The 16,213-nt window shown below is 69.8% G+C and carries 20 protein-coding genes and 1 tRNA gene; 15 read left to right on the forward strand and 6 right to left on the reverse strand.

Features of this window, described 5'->3' with window-relative positions:
* Window positions 1-18: 18 nt before the first annotated feature.
* Window positions 19-333, forward strand: a complete 315-nt coding sequence (locus tag ACMTAK_RS30920) for a hypothetical protein (RefSeq protein WP_413813043.1) — start codon at window positions 19-21, stop codon at window positions 331-333.
* Window positions 334-477: 144 nt separating this feature from the next.
* On the opposite strand, the gene pncA is transcribed toward ACMTAK_RS30920, so the two are convergent.
* Both pncA and ACMTAK_RS30930 read right to left on the reverse strand, forming a co-directional pair.
* A complete protein-coding gene (gene pncA, locus ACMTAK_RS30925) occupies window positions 478-1,062 on the reverse strand; it encodes a pyrazinamidase PncA (RefSeq protein WP_413809209.1) in 585 nt (194 codons plus the stop codon).
* 75 nt (window positions 1,063-1,137) lie between these two features.
* The gene (locus ACMTAK_RS30930; RefSeq protein WP_413809210.1) at window positions 1,138-2,472 is read right to left on the reverse strand and encodes a nicotinate phosphoribosyltransferase; all 1,335 of its coding nucleotides are present in this window, start codon (window positions 2,470-2,472) and stop codon (window positions 1,138-1,140) included.
* 83 nt (window positions 2,473-2,555) lie between these two features.
* Here ACMTAK_RS30930 and clpS point away from each other — a divergent pair, with 83 nt between their 5' ends.
* The 8 genes from clpS to ACMTAK_RS30970 all read left to right on the forward strand — a co-directional run bounded on the left by clpS (window position 2,556) and on the right by ACMTAK_RS30970 (window position 8,081).
* Window positions 2,556-2,867, forward strand: a complete 312-nt coding sequence (gene clpS, locus ACMTAK_RS30935) for an ATP-dependent Clp protease adapter ClpS (protein WP_037962133.1) — start codon at window positions 2,556-2,558, stop codon at window positions 2,865-2,867.
* Window positions 2,867-3,478: a DUF2017 domain-containing protein gene (locus tag ACMTAK_RS30940; protein ID WP_413809211.1), complete on the forward strand. Its 612-nt coding sequence runs from the start codon at window positions 2,867-2,869 to the stop codon at window positions 3,476-3,478. The genes clpS and ACMTAK_RS30940 overlap by 1 nt, the downstream gene beginning before the upstream one ends.
* A 211-nt stretch (window positions 3,479-3,689) precedes the next feature.
* Window positions 3,690-5,105, forward strand: a complete 1,416-nt coding sequence (locus ACMTAK_RS30945) for an amino acid permease (RefSeq protein WP_413809212.1) — start codon at window positions 3,690-3,692, stop codon at window positions 5,103-5,105.
* An 80-nt stretch (window positions 5,106-5,185) separates the two neighbouring features.
* Entirely contained in the window at window positions 5,186-5,611 is a 426-nt protein-coding gene (locus ACMTAK_RS30950; RefSeq protein WP_059144467.1) for a M67 family metallopeptidase, read from the forward strand.
* A 91-nt stretch (window positions 5,612-5,702) separates the two neighbouring features.
* The gene (locus ACMTAK_RS30955) at window positions 5,703-5,819 is read left to right on the forward strand and encodes a putative leader peptide (protein WP_413809213.1); all 117 of its coding nucleotides are present in this window, start codon (window positions 5,703-5,705) and stop codon (window positions 5,817-5,819) included.
* A 93-nt stretch (window positions 5,820-5,912) separates the two neighbouring features.
* Window positions 5,913-6,191 (forward strand): MoaD/ThiS family protein, encoded by a 279-nt coding sequence (locus tag ACMTAK_RS30960; protein WP_413809214.1) that lies wholly within the window; start codon window positions 5,913-5,915, stop codon window positions 6,189-6,191.
* The gene (locus tag ACMTAK_RS30965; RefSeq protein ID WP_413809215.1) at window positions 6,191-7,141 is read left to right on the forward strand and encodes a PLP-dependent cysteine synthase family protein; all 951 of its coding nucleotides are present in this window, start codon (window positions 6,191-6,193) and stop codon (window positions 7,139-7,141) included. Before ACMTAK_RS30960 ends, ACMTAK_RS30965 begins: the two co-directional genes overlap by 1 nt.
* A 187-nt stretch (window positions 7,142-7,328) precedes the next feature.
* The gene (locus ACMTAK_RS30970; RefSeq protein WP_413809216.1) at window positions 7,329-8,081 is read left to right on the forward strand and encodes an MBL fold metallo-hydrolase; all 753 of its coding nucleotides are present in this window, start codon (window positions 7,329-7,331) and stop codon (window positions 8,079-8,081) included.
* Between the two features lie 78 nt (window positions 8,082-8,159).
* Here ACMTAK_RS30970 and ACMTAK_RS30975 read toward each other — a convergent pair whose 3' ends face one another.
* Window positions 8,160-9,410 carry a PTS transporter subunit EIIC gene (locus ACMTAK_RS30975; protein WP_210947853.1) on the reverse strand — a complete coding sequence of 417 codons (1,251 nt, stop codon included), beginning with the start codon at window positions 9,408-9,410 and terminating at the stop codon, window positions 8,160-8,162.
* 197 nt (window positions 9,411-9,607) lie between these two features.
* On the opposite strand from ACMTAK_RS30975, the gene ACMTAK_RS30980 reads away from it, so the two are divergent.
* From ACMTAK_RS30980 to rdgB, 4 genes are all read left to right on the forward strand, one after another.
* Window positions 9,608-9,841, forward strand: coding sequence for a glucose PTS transporter subunit EIIB (locus tag ACMTAK_RS30980; RefSeq protein ID WP_069863737.1), 234 nt, complete (start codon window positions 9,608-9,610; stop codon window positions 9,839-9,841).
* A gap of 87 nt (window positions 9,842-9,928) precedes the next feature.
* Window positions 9,929-10,660 (forward strand): ribonuclease PH, encoded by a 732-nt coding sequence (gene rph, locus ACMTAK_RS30985; protein ID WP_413809217.1) that lies wholly within the window; start codon window positions 9,929-9,931, stop codon window positions 10,658-10,660.
* Window positions 10,661-10,739: 79 nt separating this feature from the next.
* A complete protein-coding gene (locus tag ACMTAK_RS30990) occupies window positions 10,740-11,135 on the forward strand; it encodes a hypothetical protein (protein WP_413809218.1) in 396 nt (131 codons plus the stop codon).
* Window positions 11,136-11,182: 47 nt separating this feature from the next.
* The gene (rdgB, locus tag ACMTAK_RS30995) at window positions 11,183-11,818 is read left to right on the forward strand and encodes an RdgB/HAM1 family non-canonical purine NTP pyrophosphatase (RefSeq protein WP_413809219.1); all 636 of its coding nucleotides are present in this window, start codon (window positions 11,183-11,185) and stop codon (window positions 11,816-11,818) included.
* 66 nt (window positions 11,819-11,884) lie between these two features.
* On the opposite strand, the gene ACMTAK_RS31000 is transcribed toward rdgB, so the two are convergent.
* Window positions 11,885-11,968: transfer RNA gene (locus ACMTAK_RS31000), tRNA-Leu, on the reverse strand.
* 58 nt (window positions 11,969-12,026) lie between these two features.
* Window positions 12,027-12,494, reverse strand: a complete 468-nt coding sequence (gene bcp / locus ACMTAK_RS31005; RefSeq protein WP_413809220.1) for a thioredoxin-dependent thiol peroxidase — start codon at window positions 12,492-12,494, stop codon at window positions 12,027-12,029.
* Window positions 12,495-12,635: 141 nt separating this feature from the next.
* Here bcp and ACMTAK_RS31010 point away from each other — a divergent pair, with 141 nt between their 5' ends.
* Entirely contained in the window at window positions 12,636-12,998 is a 363-nt protein-coding gene (locus tag ACMTAK_RS31010) for a DUF3618 domain-containing protein (RefSeq protein ID WP_210947848.1), read from the forward strand.
* 105 nt (window positions 12,999-13,103) lie between these two features.
* Window positions 13,104-13,406 (forward strand): GroES family chaperonin, encoded by a 303-nt coding sequence (locus tag ACMTAK_RS31015; protein WP_044581870.1) that lies wholly within the window; start codon window positions 13,104-13,106, stop codon window positions 13,404-13,406.
* Between the two features lie 281 nt (window positions 13,407-13,687).
* Here the strand turns inward: ACMTAK_RS31015 and ACMTAK_RS31020 are convergent, their stop codons facing one another.
* Window positions 13,688-16,030 (reverse strand): transglycosylase domain-containing protein, encoded by a 2,343-nt coding sequence (locus tag ACMTAK_RS31020; protein WP_413809221.1) that lies wholly within the window; start codon window positions 16,028-16,030, stop codon window positions 13,688-13,690.
* Window positions 16,031-16,213: the final 183 nt, after the last annotated feature.

The following is a 16,213-nucleotide window of genomic DNA, read 5'->3' on the forward strand; positions in this document are numbered from 1 at the left end:
ACGGGGGACATGACCGCAATGGCCGACGGAGGATTTACCAAGCTGCCGGGCGGCAGTGTGGTGGTGGCACTGACGCTGCCGCGCCCGCTGGGCGAGGGCGGCGTCCGCGTACTGGTACACGCCGCGAACCGCCAGCGAGCCCTGACCAGGCTCCGCAATCTCGGGCTTCGCGCTGTCTATCTGCGCGGCAACACCGCGCCGCCGACACCCGACGAGGTGACGGCGGTGCTCCACCATCCCGACGGGGTGGTCTGGCGCACCGCGCCGGACCACGGAGGGGAGCTCTGGCACCCCATGGCCGCCCTCCTCAGACCACCGGCCCCGGCCTCGTAGGGGTGTCCGAGGGATCTTGACGCCCGCGGCGGGCTGTTCCCCTCCCCGGGGCCGGGGAGGCCGGCCGGTCGAGGTCCGGCCGGCCTTCCCGCCGGGGGCCGTCGGGAAGGGGGCTGGGAGGCGCTGTGAGCGCCTCCGGCGCCCTCAGACGACCGGCTTGCCGCTGAGCTCGACCCCGGCCGTCCGCAGCTCCCCCAGGGCGCGCTCGGTCGTGCCCGGGGAGACGCCCGCGGTCAGGTCCAGCAGGACATGCGTCGCGAACCCCTCGCGGCGCGCGTCCAGCGCTGTGGCCCGCACGCAGTGGTCGGTGGCGATGCCCACCACGTCCACCTCGGTCACCTCCCGCTCGCGCAGCCACTGGGCGAGCGGGGTGCCGTTCTCGTCGGCGCCCTCGAAACCGCTGTACGCCCCCGTGTACGCGCCCTTGTCGAAGACCGCGTCGATCGCGCCGGAGGCGACGGCGGGCGCGAAGTTCGGGTGGAATCCGACGCCCTCGGTGCCCGCGACACAGTGCACCGGCCAGGTGTGCTCGTAGTCCGGGTTCTCCGAGAAGTGATCGCCCGGATCGATGTGGTGATCACGGGTGGCGACCACATGCCGGTAACCGGGCGTGGCCTCCCCGATCAGATCGGTGATCGCGGCGGCGACGTCCGCGCCCCCCGTCACCGCGAGGCTTCCGCCCTCGCAGAAGTCGTTCTGGACGTCGACGACGATCAGTGCCCGGTGCATGTCACCGAGGGTAGACACTCCACGTCGATTGCGGCAGTGGGCGTGGCCCGTGTTCCCGTTCATGACCCGCTCGCCTCAGGCCCGCGCGTACTCGGTGGGCAGGACCGGCTCCCCGCGCGAGAGCTGGGTGGCCGACAGCGGCAGCCCGGCCCGCGCCGCGATATGCCGGTCCCGCGCCGCGTCCAGCGGCTCGCGGGCCACTATCTCGCCCCCGCGCACCAGCTCCACCAGCAGTTGATGGTTCACCAGCTCCTCGGGGACCTCGCCGGTGCCGATCACCTCGGCCTCGGCCACACCGTGCTCGTCCACCCGCCGCGCGGCCCATTTGCGGCCACCCACCGAGGTCTTGGCGCCCATGGACTTCTTGGCCACCGGCAGCAGCGGCGCGTCCGCGTCGTCCGAAACCGCCCGCGCCACCAGCTTGTAGACCATCGAGCTGGTCGGGTGGCCGCTGCCGGTGACCAGCTGGGTGCCGACCCCGTACGCGTCCACGGGGGCCGCGGCCAGCGAGGCGATCGCGTACTCGTCGAGGTCGCTGGTCACCACGATCTTGGTGTTCTTGGCGCCCAGCTCGTCCAGCTGCTGGCGCACCCGGTGGGCGAGCAGCAGCAGATCACCGGAGTCGATCCTTACGGCGCCCAGGTCCTTGCCGGCCACCTCCACGGCGGCGCGCACCGCCTCGGCGACGTCATAGGTGTCCACGAGCAGGGTGGTGTCGCTGCCGTGCGCCTGGACCTGTGCCGTGAAGGCGTCCCGCTCGCTGTCGTGCAGCAGGGTGAAGGCGTGGGCGCTGGTGCCCACGGTGGGGATGTTGTAGCGGAATCCGGCCGCGAGGTCGGAGGTGGTGGTGAAGCCGCCGACGTAGGCGGCGCGGGCGGCGGCCACGGCGGCCAGCTCATGGGTGCGGCGGGCGCCCATCTCGATGAGCGGCCGGTCGCCGGCGGCGGTGGACATCCGGGACGCGGCGGCGGCCACCGCGGAGTCGTGGTTGAGGATGGAGAGGATGACCGTCTCCAGCAGCACCGCCTCGGCGAAGGTGCCCTCCACCCGGATGATCGGCGAGCCGGGGAAGTAGACCTCGCCCTCGGGGTAGCCCCAGATGTCGCCGCGGAAGCGGTAGTCGGCGAGCCAGCCGAGCGTGGGCTCGTCCACGATCCGCTGCTGGGCGAGGAAGTCCAGCACGTCGGCGTCGAAGCGGAAGTTCTCGACGGCGTCCAGCACCCGGCCGGTGCCCGCCACGACGCCGTAGCGCCGACCCTCGGGGAGGCGCCTGGTGAAGACCTCGAAGACCGAGCGGCGGTCGGCGGTGCCCGCCCGCAGCGCGGCCTGAAGCATGGTGAGTTCGTACCGGTCGGTGAAGAGTGCGGTCGACGGCACGTCCACCGGCAGTCCCAAGTCCGCAGTGTCCATGGTTGACGATGCTACCTCCCGTACTCGTCAGAGTGACGAGATATGGGTGCCGGTTTAGGCGACGGCCCGTGCCGGGTGGCAGCATGGGACGTGTGAGTGTCGCGCCCGTGGAGATCGAACGTCCCGAATCCCGTGAAGCACCCTCGTCGGTGCCGGAACCCGACGTTCCCTGGGTGACGGTGGTCCACAACGACCCCGTCAATCTCATGAGCTATGTGACCTACGTCTTCCAGAGCTACTTCGGCTACTCCAAGGACAAGGCCAACCGTTTGATGCTCGACGTCCACCACAAGGGCCGCGCGATCGTCTCGAGCGGCACCCGCGAGGAGATGGAGCGCGACGTGCAGGCGATGCACGGCTACGGCCTGTGGGCGACCCTCCAGCAGGAGCGCTGATGTCGGGACGTTTCGAGCCGTTGCCGGGCGGTGGCGCCGCCATCGCCCTGGACGAGGTGGAGATCTCCATCCTGCGCAGCCTGGCCATGCAGCTCGCCGAGCTGATCGGCCCGGGGGACCAGCCCGCCGGGGATGAGGACCCCCTGGCCGCGCTCTTCGCGGAGGGCCCCAGCAAGCCGCCGGAGGATCCGGCGCTCGCCCGGCTCTTCCCGGACGCCTACTCCCCGCCGGACCGGGAGCTCGGGGCGCGGGAGGAGAAGGAGGCGCGGGAGGCGTCCGCGGAGTTCCGCCGCTTCACCGAGAACGACCTGCGGGCGCGCAAGCGCGACGACGCCCTGACGGTGGTGCGCGACCTGGGCGCGCTGGGTTCCGGCTCCTCGGGCGGGGCCCCGGGGGTGCTGGAGCTGGCGCCGGAGAAGTCCGGGCAGTGGCTGGGCGCGCTCAACGACCTGCGGCTGGCCATCGGCACCCGGCTGGAGGTCACCGACGAGGACGACGGCGGTGAGCTGCTGGGGCTGCCGGACTCCGATCCGCGCAAGCCGATGGTGATGGCGTACTTCTGGCTCGGCGGGCTCCAGGAGACCCTGATCGAGACCCTCATGCCGGAATGATTCCCTCCGGTAATTACTGAGTGTTCGTTTAGAGGATGCTCAACTCCGGATAACGATCGCATCACTGCGATCGTTAACTTTGTTGCACGGCATAACCTTTGTCCGCTTCTTCCTGTGGTGTGCACCACAGCCGGCGCAGTGGATCAGCGTGACGGTCGTGGTAAATCTTCACGATCGCAGCCAGCCGCCACAGGGAGAAAGGCGCAGCAATATGACCTCAGCGGCTCCTGAAGAGGGCTATGAGCGCGGCCTGGGCAGTCGCCAGGTCCAGATGATCGCTATCGGCGGCGCCATCGGCGTCGGCCTGTTCATGGGTGCCGGGGCGAACATCGCCAAGGCCGGCCCGAGCATCATCCTGATGTACGCCCTCGCGGGTGTGGTCGTCTTCTTTATCATGAGAGCGCTCGGTGAGCTGCTCCTCTACCGGCGGTCCACGGGCTCCTTCGCGGAATACATCCGGGAGTTCCTGGGCCCGTTCTTCGGCTATGTGACCGGCTGGACCTATTGGCTGCTGTGGGTGGTGACCGGCATGGCCGAGCTCACGGCCGCCGCCATCTACATCAACTTCTGGTTCCCCTCGATCCCGCAGTGGGTCAGCGCCCTGGTCTTCCTGGTGGTGCTCTTCGGGGTCAACCTGATCTCGGTCAAGGTCTTCGGTGAGGTCGAGTTCTGGTTCTCGATGGTCAAGGTCACCGCGATCATCGGCATGATCGTGATCGGCCTCGGTGTGCTCACCCTCGGTTTCTCCGACGCGGGTGACACCGCCGCCGCCTCGAACCTCTGGTCCCATGGCGGGTTCTTCCCCAACGGCATCGGCGACAGCCTGATGACCCTCCAGGGCGTGATGTTCGCCTACATCGCCGTCGAGCTCGTCGGCGTCACCGCGAGCGAGTCCGAGGACCCGGAGAAGACCCTGCCCAAGGCGATCAACACGCTGCCGTGGCGCATCATCATCTTCTACGTCGGCGCCCTGACGGTGCTGCTCGCCGTCGTCAAGTGGACCGAGTTCTCGGCCGGCGAGAGCCCCTTCGTACACGGCTTCTCCAAGATCGGCATCCCCCTCGCCGCCGGTATCGTCAACTTTGTCGTCCTGACCGCGGCCCTGTCCTCCTGTAACTCCGGCATGTACTCCACCGGCCGGATGCTGCGCGACCTGGCGACCAGCGGTGAGGGGCCGAGGATCTTCGCCCGGCTCAACCTCCGCAAGTCCCCGGCCATCGGCATCACCTTCTCCGTCCTCTTCATGGCTATCGGCGTGCTCCTCAACTACGTCGTCCCCGAGAAGGCGTTCACCTACGTCACCTCGGTGTCCACGGCCTGCGGCATCTGGACCTGGCTGATGATCCTGTTCGCCCACATCCGGTACCGCCGCGCGTTCCGCGCCGGCCGGCTGCCCGCCTCGTCCTTCCCGGCTCCCGGCGGCTCGGTCTTCAGCTGGGTGGCGGTGGTCTTCCTGCTGTTCGTGACCTGTCTGGTCGCCTACGACAAGGACGGCCGGGTCTCCCTGTACGTCGGCGCCGGGTGGGCCGTCTGCCTGGTGATCGGCTGGTACGTCCTCAAGGCCCGCGGCGGGGCTCAGCCGCTCGACCAGAGTGACGCGGCGGAGCCGGAGTACGCGCGCAGGTAATCCGTATCGCCTATCGGGCGCAGCATCTCAGCAGGCGGGCTCCGGACCTCTGTCCGGAGCCCGCCTCCTATTGTGTGGCCATGCTGACCATCACCCAGGCGCTCCATGACAAGATCGTCGCGCACGCCCGCGCCGACCACCCCGACGAGGCATGCGGCGTGATCGCGGGACCGGCCGGAAGCGGCCGCCCCGAGCGGTTCATCCCGATGCTGAACGCGGCCCGTTCCCCCACCTTCTACGAGTTCGACTCGGGTGACCTGCTCAAGCTCTACCGCGAGATGGACGACCGGGACGAGGAGCCGGTGGTCATCTACCACTCGCACACCGCCACCGAGGCGTACCCCTCCCGTACCGATATCTCCTACGCCAACGAGCCCGGCGCCCACTACGTCCTGGTCTCCACGGCCGAATGCGGCAATGACGAGGGGCCCGTCCAGTTCCGGTCCTTCCGGATCGTGGACGGCGAGGTCACCGAGGAAGAGGTGGAGATCGTTCCGGGTGGCTGAATCGGCCTATTGTCTCGTATCGCGGTCGCTACCCGTCCGTATCGCGGGATCGCCTACCGGAGTCCGGTTCGGGAATCGATACGATGAGTCCATGGTTTTCGATGACGTGAGCGAGAAGACGCCGGGCATGCTGCTCGTGGCGCGGCTCCACGTCGACCTGTGCCGGCTCGCCAGCGCGATGTGTCCGCGCCGCGCCGTGGTCGCCTGAGCGCGCGCCCGAGACGCCCGACGCCCTTCGACGACGCCTTCCCGGCCGCTCCCGGTCCGGGAGCCCACCCCGCCCTCCGACAGGAGCCCAGACATGGCCATCGAGGTCCGCATCCCGACCATCCTCCGCACCTACACCGACGGCCAGAAGGCGGTCGAGGGCAGCGGGGCCACGCTCGCCGAGCTCTTCGCCGACCTGGAGAGCCGGCACTCCGGTATCCAGGAGCGCCTGGTCGACGGCGGCGAGCTGCGCCGCTTCGTCAACGTCTATCTGAACGACGAGGACGTCCGCTTCCTCGACGGCATCTCCACCAAGGTCTCGGACGGCGACAATGTGACGATCCTCCCTGCCGTCGCCGGTGGAATGCTCTGATGCGGTACGACAGTCCCCTGGCCGCGGTCGGCAATACGCCGCTCGTCGGGCTGCCGCGGCTCTCACCCTCCTCCGACGTACGGATCTGGGCCAAGCTGGAGGACCGCAACCCCACCGGCTCGGTCAAGGACCGCCCCGCGCTCCATATGATCGAACAGGCCGAGAAGGACGGCCGGTTGACCCCCGGCTGCACCATCCTCGAGCCCACCTCCGGCAACACCGGCATCTCCCTCGCGATGGCGGCCAAGCTCAAGGGCTACCGCATCGTCTGCGTGATGCCGGAGAACACCAGCCAGGAGCGGCGCCAGCTGCTCGCCATGTGGGGCGCGGAGATCATCTCCTCGCCCGCCGCCGGCGGCTCCAACACCGCCGTCCGGGTGGCCAAGGAGCTGGCGGAGCAGCACCCGGACTGGGTGATGCTGTACCAGTACGGAAACCCGGACAACGCCGGTGCCCACTACGCCACCACCGGCCCCGAGATCCTGGCCGACCTGCCCTCCATCACCCACTTCGTCGCCGGTCTGGGTACCACCGGCACCCTGATGGGCGTCGGCCGCTTCCTGCGCGAGAACAAGCCGGACGTCCAGATCGTCGCCGCCGAACCGCGCTACGACGACGTCGTCTACGGACTCCGCAACCTCGACGAGGGCTTCGTCCCCGAGCTGTACGACGAGTCCGTCCTGACCACCCGCTTCTCCGTCGGCTCCGAGGACGCGGTGTCCCGCACCCGGGAACTCCTCGCCCAGGAGGGCATCTTCGCGGGCGTCTCGACCGGGGCCGCGCTGCACGCGGCCCTCGGTGTCGCCCGTAAGGCGGTCACGGCCGGGCAGAGCGCCGATGTGGTCTTCATCGTCGCCGACGGCGGCTGGAAGTACCTCTCCACCGGTGTCTACACGGCGGCCACCACCGAGGAGGCGATCGAGACGCTGCACGGCCAGCTCTGGGCGTAGGGGCCGGATCGGCCGGCGGGGGGCATGGCCGGGCGGCACCCGGCTCCGTCCTGGTGATTCCGCCCACAACGCGGCCCCGTGGAGGAGCTGCCTGGGCTTTTGCGCCTTACGCTCGTGGGCACCGCATGACCCCCCGCACCCGCCCATGGCCCTCGGCATGGGGACCCCTCAAGGAGGTTCCTGCTTCATGAAGCTCACCGTCGTCGGTTGCTCAGGGTCGTTCCCGTCCGCGGAATCGGCCTGCTCGAGCTACCTCCTCGAGGCCGACGGCTTCCGGCTGCTCCTCGACATGGGCAATGGCGCCCTTGGCGAGCTGCAGCGCCACTGCGGTCTCTACGACCTCGACGCCGTGCTGCTGTCCCATCTCCACCCCGATCACTTCATCGACATGTGCGGATACTTCGTCGCGCGCTACTACCGGCACGACGGTGGCCGCGCCGAGGCGATCCCCGTCTACGGCCCCGAGGACACCGAGCGGCGGCTGGTCCAGGCGTACGACGACGTGCCCGACGAGAAGTCGATGCGCGAGGTCTTCGACTTCCGCACGCTCACGCCCGGCAGCTTCGAGATCGGCCCCTTCACCATCCGCGCCGAGCGCGTCTGCCATCCGGTGGAGGCGTACGGCTTCCGGATCGAGTGCGGCGGCCGCTCGCTGGTCTACTCGGGCGACACGGGCCCCTGTGAGGCCCTGGTGGACCTGGCCCGGGGCGGCGACCTCTTCCTGTGCGAGGCGGCCTTCACGCACGGCAAGGAGGACATCCCGGGGCTGCATCTCAACGGCCGCGAGGCGGGCGAGCACGCGCTGCGGGCGGGCGTCGGGGCCCTGGTGCTCACCCATGTGCCGCCGTGGACGGACCCCCAGATCAACCAGCGCGACGCCCAGGCGGTCTTCGGCGGCCCGGTGGAGCTGGCCAAGGCGGGCGCGGTCTACGAGGTGTAGGTACGCGGTCCCCGTACGCGCGAAGGCCCCGGAACCGGCTCGGTTCCGGGGCCTTCGCGCGGGGCGCGGGCCGACGGTCTACGCCTTGGTGAGGTCCTCGACCTCTTCCTCGGGCTCACGGCCCGGGGTGGGCAGATCGAACTTGGTGATCGCGAAGCGGAAGACCACGTAGTAGACCACCGCGAAGACCAGCCCCACCGGGATGATCAGCAGTGGTTTGGTGGCATGGCTCCAGTTCAGCGCGTAGTCGATGAACCCCGCGGAGAAGTTGAAGCCCGCGTGCACGCCCAGGGCCCAGGTGATCGCCATCGAGAGGGCGGTCAGCACCGCGTGGATCACATAGAGCAGCGGGGCGATGAACATGAACGAGAACTCGATCGGCTCGGTCACACCCGTGACGAACGAGGTCAGCGCCAGGGAGACCATCATGCCGAGCACGGCCTTGCGGCGCTCGGGGCGGGCGGTGTGCGCCATGGCCAGGGCGGCGGCCGGCAGGCCGAACATCATGATCGGGAAGAAGCCGGACATGAACATGCCCGCGCTCGGGTCGCCGGCCAGGAAGCGGCTGAGGTCGCCGTGCACGGTCTCACCGGCCGCGTTGGTGAAGTCGCCGAGCTGGAACCAGGCCACGGTGTTCACGAACTGGTGCATGCCGATCGGGATCAGGGCGCGGTTGACGGCGCCGAAGAGGGCCGATCCCGCGGAGCCGAGCCCGGTCATCCACTCGCCGAAGTTGCTGATGCCGTCGCCGATGGGCTCCCAGACCAGGCCGAAGAAGACGCCCACCGCGATACCGGTGAAGGCCATGATGATCGGCACCAGTCGGCGGCCGTTGAAGAAGCCGAGCCAGTCCACCAGCCGGGTGCGGTGGAACCGCTGCCACAGCACCGCGGTGAGCAGCCCCATGATGATGCCGCCGAGCACCCCGGGGTCGTTGAACTTGGCCGGTATGTCCTCGCCCTTCTGGATCACCGCGTCGGCGACCGGGAACGCCTCCAGCACCTTGCTGTAGACCAGGAACCCGACCACGGCGGCCAGCGCGGTGGAGCCGTCCGACTTCTTGGCGAACCCGATGGCCACGCCGACGCAGAACAGCAGCGGAAGGGCGCCGGTGAGCGCGCCACCGGCGTTGTTGAACACGGCGGCGACCTTGTCCCAGCCCAGTCCGTCGGCGCCGAACACATCGGGCTGTCCGAGCCGGACCATGATTCCGGCGGCGGGCAGGACCGCGATCGGCAGCTGAAGGCTGCGGCCGACCTTCTGGAGTCCCTGGAACAGGCCGGCACCCCGCTTCTGGGCGGGCGCCGCCTTGGCGGTGGCCGTACTCATCGGATTCCTCCTGGTGAGGCGGGCTCTCGGGGGAAGGGACGGCCCGCTTTATGGTCTAAACCACATGTGGTGTAGACCTGTTGTAGCACGGAGGGATCCGATGAAGGAATCTATCGTTCCAAGTGACGTGTAACGTCTTCGCCCGCATAATGGTGTAGACCACTTGCCACATGGCGAACGGACGACAGGGAGCGAACATGGCCAGCAAGGCTGAGAAGATCGTCGAGGGGCTCGGCGGCATCGACAACATCGTCGAGGTCGAGGGCTGCATCACTCGGCTCCGTACCGAGGTCAAGGACGTCTCCCTGGTCGACGAGGCGCTGCTGAAGGCCGCGGGCGCCCATGGCGTGGTGAAGATGGGCAGCGCGATCCAGGTGGTCATCGGCACCGACGCGGACCCCGTCGCCGCCGAGATCGAAGACCTGATGTGAGCCACTGAGCCCGTCGCGCCGTCCCCGGGAGACGGCCCCGCCGCGGACGCGGACCGGGGCCCTTCGCGATGCCGATAGGCTCATCCCATGTCTCGTATCGACGGCCGCACCCCCGACCAGCTCCGCCCCGTGACCATCGAGCGCGGTTGGAGCAAGCATGCCGAGGGCTCGGTCCTCGTCTCCTTCGGAGATACGCGGGTCCTGTGCACCGCGAGCGTCACCGAGGGCGTGCCGCGCTGGCGCAAGGGCAGCGGCGAGGGCTGGGTCACCGCGGAGTACGCGATGCTGCCGCGCTCCACCAACACCCGGGGCGACCGCGAGTCCGTCCGCGGCAAGATCGGCGGCCGTACGCATGAGATCTCCCGACTCATCGGCCGCTCGCTGCGCGCCGTCATCGACTACAAGGCGCTCGGCGAGAACACCATCGTCCTGGACTGCGATGTCCTCCAGGCCGACGGCGGCACCCGCACCGCCGCCATCACCGGCGCCTATGTGGCCCTGGCCGACGCCATCGGCTGGGCCCGGGGGAAGAAGCTGATCAAGGCCACCCGGCAGCCGCTGACCGGCACCGTCTCCGCCGTCAGCGTCGGCATCGTCGGCGGCGTCCCCCTGCTCGACCTCGCTTACGAGGAGGACGTGCGCGCCGAGACCGACATGAACGTGGTCTGTACCGGTGACGGACGCTTCGTCGAGGTGCAGGGCACCGCCGAGGGCGAGCCCTTCGCCCGCGAGGAGCTGAACGGGCTGCTGGACCTCGCCGTGGCGGGCTGTGACGCCCTGTCCGGAATCCAGCGCGCGGCACTGGCCGAGGAGAACTGACGGCGGCATCGGGCAACCACCGCACGGCGCCTGGCGTTTAGTCAGATACCAGCAGCTTTCCCGGGGAAGGACCCATTCCATGGCGCCGCGCCACCGTCACCGCCGTACCACCGCCATCACCGCCCTCGCCGCCGTCGCGCTCGCCGTGCCGGTCACCGTGGGCTGCGGCGCGGTGGAGAAGGCCCTGGACTGCGCCCAGCTCGCGGTCGAGATATCCAACGACGTGGACAACCTCCAGGACGCCGTGACCGGCGCCGCCGTCGACCCGCAGCAGGCCGACAAGATCCTGGACTCGCTCGAGGCGGACATCGACAAGGTCGGCGACCGCACCGACAACGCGGACGTCGGCAAGGCCATCGACGACCTCCAGAAGGCCGTGGACAACGTCCAGAAGTCCGTCGACAGCGGCAAGGACCCCGATCTGACCCCGGTCAAGGACGCGGCGGGCGAGCTGACCAACGTCTGCTCGCCCTGACCGCCCTCCGATCGGCACGGATCACCCACCCTCGATAATCGAGAGCTATGCAGCAACGCACTGAGGGACACCCTCCGCACCCCCGCCGTCTCATCCTCGCCACCCGCAACGCCTACAAGATCACCGAGCTGCGCTCGATCCTGGGCGAGACCGGCCTCGACGTCGAACTCGTCGGCGCCGACGCCTATCCGGAGGTCCCGGACGTCAAGGAGACCGGCGTGACCTTCGCGGAGAACGCCCTCCTCAAGGCCCACGCCCTGGCCCGGGCCACCGGCCACCCCGCCATCGCCGACGACTCCGGGCTGTGCGTGGACGTCCTCGGCGGCGCCCCAGGCATCTTCTCGGCCCGCTGGTCGGGGCGGCACGGCGACGACCGCGCCAACCTCGAGCTGCTGCTGGCCCAGCTCGCCGACGTCCCCGACGAACACCGCGGCGCCCACTTCGCGTGCGCCGCCGCCCTCGCCCTCCCCGACGGCACCGAGCGCGTGGTCTCCGGCCGGCTCACCGGCACCCTCCGCCACGAGCCCGTGGGCGGCGGGGGGTTCGGCTACGACCCGATCCTCCAGCCCCACGGCGAGACCCGCACCTGCGCCGAGCTGACCCCCGACGAGAAGAACGCCATCAGCCACCGCGGCAAGGCGTTCCGCGCCATCGCCCCGGTCGTCCGCGATCTCCTGGGGTGAGCGGCCCCGTAGGACGCCGCAGGCTCGGCCCGCGCTGAGGCGGGCCGGGCCCGCGTATGCGTGGCGTGCGGCCGGAGGGACTCGAACCCTCACGGGTGTTACCCCACTGGGACCTAAACCCAGCATGACTGCCAATTCCATCACGGCCGCTCGGCACGGTCATGGTATCGCCTGGTGAACGAGGGCCGGGGCCGGAGCCCCGGGTCCGTCACAGCCCCAGGTCTTTGATGATCTTGGCGACGTGGCCGGTGGCCTTCACGTTGTACAGGGCGCGCTCGACCCTGCCCTGCTCGTCCACGATGACGGTGGACCGGATCACGCCCGTCACCGTCTTGCCGTAGAGCTTCTTCTCACCGTAGGCGCCGTACGCCTCCAGGGTCTCCTTGGAGGGGTCGGCGAGCAGGGTGACCTTCAGGCCCTCCTGGGCGCGGAACTTGGCCAGCTTCTCCGGCTTGTCGGGGGAGATGCCGATGACGTCGTAGCCGTGGCCGGAGAGGTACTCGAGGTTGTCGGTGAAGTCGCAGGCCTGCTTGGTGCAGCCGGGGGTGAGGGCCGCCGGGTAGAAGTAGACGATCACCTTTCGGCCGGTGTGGTCGGCGAGCGAGACCTGCTTGCCGTCCGCGTCGGGGAGGGTGAAGGCGGGGGCGGTGTCGCCGGGCTGGAGTCGCTCGCTCATGGTCTGGTGCTCCTCGTGACATCGGGGGTACACACCCGACATTAGCCAGCTTCCCGTCCGGGGGTGCCGTGGGGCGGTGAGGAGGGCGAGCTGACAGACTGTCCACCACGAATCATCGAGACTGACGACGGAGGCAGCGCGGTGTCGGATGCCAGGACCCCTGCGCAGATCGAGGCGGACATCGCCCGCAGGCGGCAGGAGCTCGCCGTGACGCTCGACGAGATCGGGGTGCGGGTGCACCCGAAGACGATCATCGGGGACGCGAAGGCGAAGGCGGCGTCGGCCGTGGACCGGACCGCCGGGCGGGCCTATGTGTCCGTCAACCGAGTGGTGACGGGCGTGCGCGGCCAGCTGGTGTCGGAGGAGGGCGGACCCCGCATGGAGCGGATCGTCCCGGCCGCGCTCCTCGTGGCCGGGCTGGTCGGCCTGCTCGCGCTCTCGGCCAGGTCCTCCCGGTCCGCCAAGGCGTCCCGGTCCTCGTGGTGCGCCAAGCGGCGCCGGTGAGGGGGCGGGGCGGCGGGCTCCGGCCCTGAGGCGTCATCCCGCCCTCCGGCCAGGTACGGTCATGGCGTGAGTGCGAACACGACCCATGACAAGCTGCCCATCCGGATGCTGCACGACCGCGTGCTGGTCCGCACCGACATCCCGGAGGGCGAGCGCCGCTCGTCCGGCGGAATCGTCATCCCCGCCACCGCGGCGGTCGGCCGGCGGTTGGCCTGGGCCGAGGTGGTCGCGGTCGGGCAGAACGTCCGGACCGTGGAGCCCGGTGACCGGGTGCTCTACGACCCGGAGGACCGGGCCGAGGTCGAGGTCCGCGGGGTCGCCTACGTACTGATGCGGGAGCGCGATCTGCACGCGGTTGCCGCGGAGCGGCTGGAGGGCGCGGACGACTCGACGGGGCTTTACCTGTAGGACCGCCCAGGGGTGCGCCCGCCGGGTCTTGACGCCTGCGGCGGGCCACGCGGCGGAGCCGCATATCGATGCTTCCCCCTCCCCGCCCCTTTCCACAACTGGGGCTGCGCCCCAGACCCCGGGGTTCAGGGGCGGAGCCCCTGGTATCGGGAAGGGGCGGGGAGGGGATCGGCCCGCCGCAGGCGCCAGCGCTCCGCTGGAAGTGCCCCGACCTGCCGTCGGTCGTCTGCGGCGCCACTGTGGCTGGTCGCGCAGTTCCCCGCGCCCCTTTAGGGCGCCCCTCAGCCGCCCACCGGGCCTCCCGGGTCGCCAGGATCGCCCGGTCCACCCGGGTCGCCGGGGCCGCCCGGGCCGGGCTCGGTCGTCGGACCGCCGGTGGGGAAGTCCGTCGGCGGGGTGGGGATCGTCGGCTCGTCCGTCGGCAGGGTCGGCGGGGTGTAGGTCGGCGTCGTGGGGACCGAGGTGTCCGGCGGTGCGCCGGTCGGGGGACTGGTGACCACCGGCGGCGGGGAGTTCGGAGGCTGCTGGGTCTCGGAGCCGTCGGGGGCGCCCGCGCCGTCCTCCGGCCGCAGATCGAACTCGGCCGGTTCCTTGCCGTCAAGCGCCCCCGCCGTGTACTGCGCCCAGATCTCGGCGGGGTAGCCGCCGCCGTTGATCCGCTCCAGGCCCGTCGCCCCGTACAGCGACTTCTGCACGCCCGTATTGGAGTCCTGGCCCATCACCGCGACCACGGTCGCCAGATCCGGGGTGTAGCCCGCGAACCAGGCGGCCTTGTCCTCCTCCGCGGTGCCGGTCTTGCCCGCCGCCGGGCGCTCGGCGGCCTGGGCGGCGGTGCCGGTGCCACCGTCGACCACGCTCTGCAGTATCGAGGTGGTGGTGTCGGCGGCCCCGCGCGGGATGGCCTGGCGGCTCTCCCGCGCCGGAAGCTTGATCCGCGCACCGTCCTTGGTGACCTCCTCGACCAGGCTGTACCGGCCGTGCTCTCCGTGGTTGGCGAGGGTCGCGTACGCCTCGGTCATGTCCAGCACGCTCGCGGTGGCCGGGCCGAGCGCGATCGAGGGGGAGGCGTGCAGATCGGGGGTGCTCTTGGGGATGCCCAGGTCGATGGCGGTCTGCTTGACCTTGGCGGGGCCGACGTCCTCGGCCATCTGCGCGTACACCGAGTTCACCGAGTTGTCGGTGGCCGTGGTGACGTCGATGTCGCCGTAGTCCACGTCGTCCTCGTTGGCGGGGGCGTAGCCGGTGGGCCCGTCGGAGCCGATGACCTCGCGCTTGTTGTCGCCGTTGTAGAGGGTGTCCGGGGTGATCGTCTGGCCGTCCTGGGTGGTGGCCCCGTAGCGCACCGCCGAGGTGAAGACGAATGGCTTGAAGGTGGATCCCACCTGGTAGTCACGGCGGGTCGCGTTGTTGACGAACTGCTTGGTGTAGTCGATCCCGCCGTAGAGGGCGACCACCTTCCCGGTCTTGGGGTCGATCGAGGCGCCGCCCGCGCGGACGTAGGCGTCGACCTTGCGGTCCTTGCTGAGCTTGCTCATCAGCCGGTCGCGCACGGCCTCCGTGAAGGCGTCCTGCTTGTCCCTGTCGATCGTGGTGGTGATGCGGTAGCCGCCGCGCGCCAGGGTCTGCTCGTCGATGATCCCGTTGCTGGTGAGGTAGTCCTCGACGGCCTCGATGAGATAGCCGCGCTGGCCGGACATGCCGGAGGGGGCCTTGGCCTCGGAGGGCCCGGGGAAGGTCATCTTCTGCCGCTCGGCCCTGGTCAGCCAGTGCTTCTTCACCATGCCGTCGAGCACGTAGTTCCAGCGGGCCATGGCCCCGCCCTTGTTCTGCGGATGGGCGACGATGTCGTAGGAGCTGGGGGCGTTCAGCAGGGTGGCGAGATACGCGCCCTGGGCGGTGTTGAGCTCGCCGATGTCCTTGCCGTAGTACGCCTGGGCGGCGGCCTGGATCCCGTAGGCGTTGCGCCCGAAGTAGCTGGTGTTGAGGTAGCCCTCCAGGATCTTGTCCTTGCTCACCTCGCGGTCCAGCTTGATCGCGATGAAGAACTCCTTGGCCTTGCGGGAGACCGTCTGCTCCTGGTCCAGGTAGTAGTTCTTCACATACTGCTGGGTGATGGTGGAGCCGGACTGCTTGCCCTTGCCGGTGGCGGTGTTCCAGGCGGCCCGGATCATCGCCTGGGGGTCGATGGCCGACTCCGAGTAGAAGTCCCGGTCCTCGGCCGCCAGCACCGCGCGCTGGATCCGCTTGGGCACCTGGCTCAGCTGCACGCTCTCCCGGTTGACCGTGCCCTCGCGGGCCAGCTGGGAGCCGTCGGAGTAGAGGAAGACATTGCTCTGGGCGATGGCGGCCTTGTTGGCCGGGGGGATGTCGACGAGCAGATAGCCGGTGACGAGCCCGCCCGCGATCAGCAGGACGATCAGCAGGAAGCCCCCGAGGACCATGCGCCAGGTGGGCAGCAGACGGCGCCATCCGGTGCGCTGGGGACGCCCCTTTCTGCCCTTGGCCGGTTTGCCCGCGGGGAGGCCGTCCGAACGGTGCGGCGTGTCGTGGTTGCCATCGTCGGTGCCGGGCCGGTCACCCGTTCCGGCCGCGCCACCATCGATCAACTGGGGCTCGTCGCTCATGTCTCCTGAGACTCCTCGGCCGCCGTCGAAGGTTGCGCGGCGGCGGGATCGTGCACGGTCGGGCGATTCGCGTCGTACGCCCGATAAAACACTGTCGCATCATCCGTTCCGGGCCGAAGACGAGGCGCGCACCTGTGACTGGTCTGTGACCGGTCGAATGGATGATTCCGCTCACACCATCCG

Origin of the sequence: Streptomyces lacaronensis (assembly GCF_047337785.1) — a bacterium.
GTDB classification, from domain to species: Bacteria; Actinomycetota; Actinomycetes; order Streptomycetales; family Streptomycetaceae; genus Streptomyces; species Streptomyces lycopersici.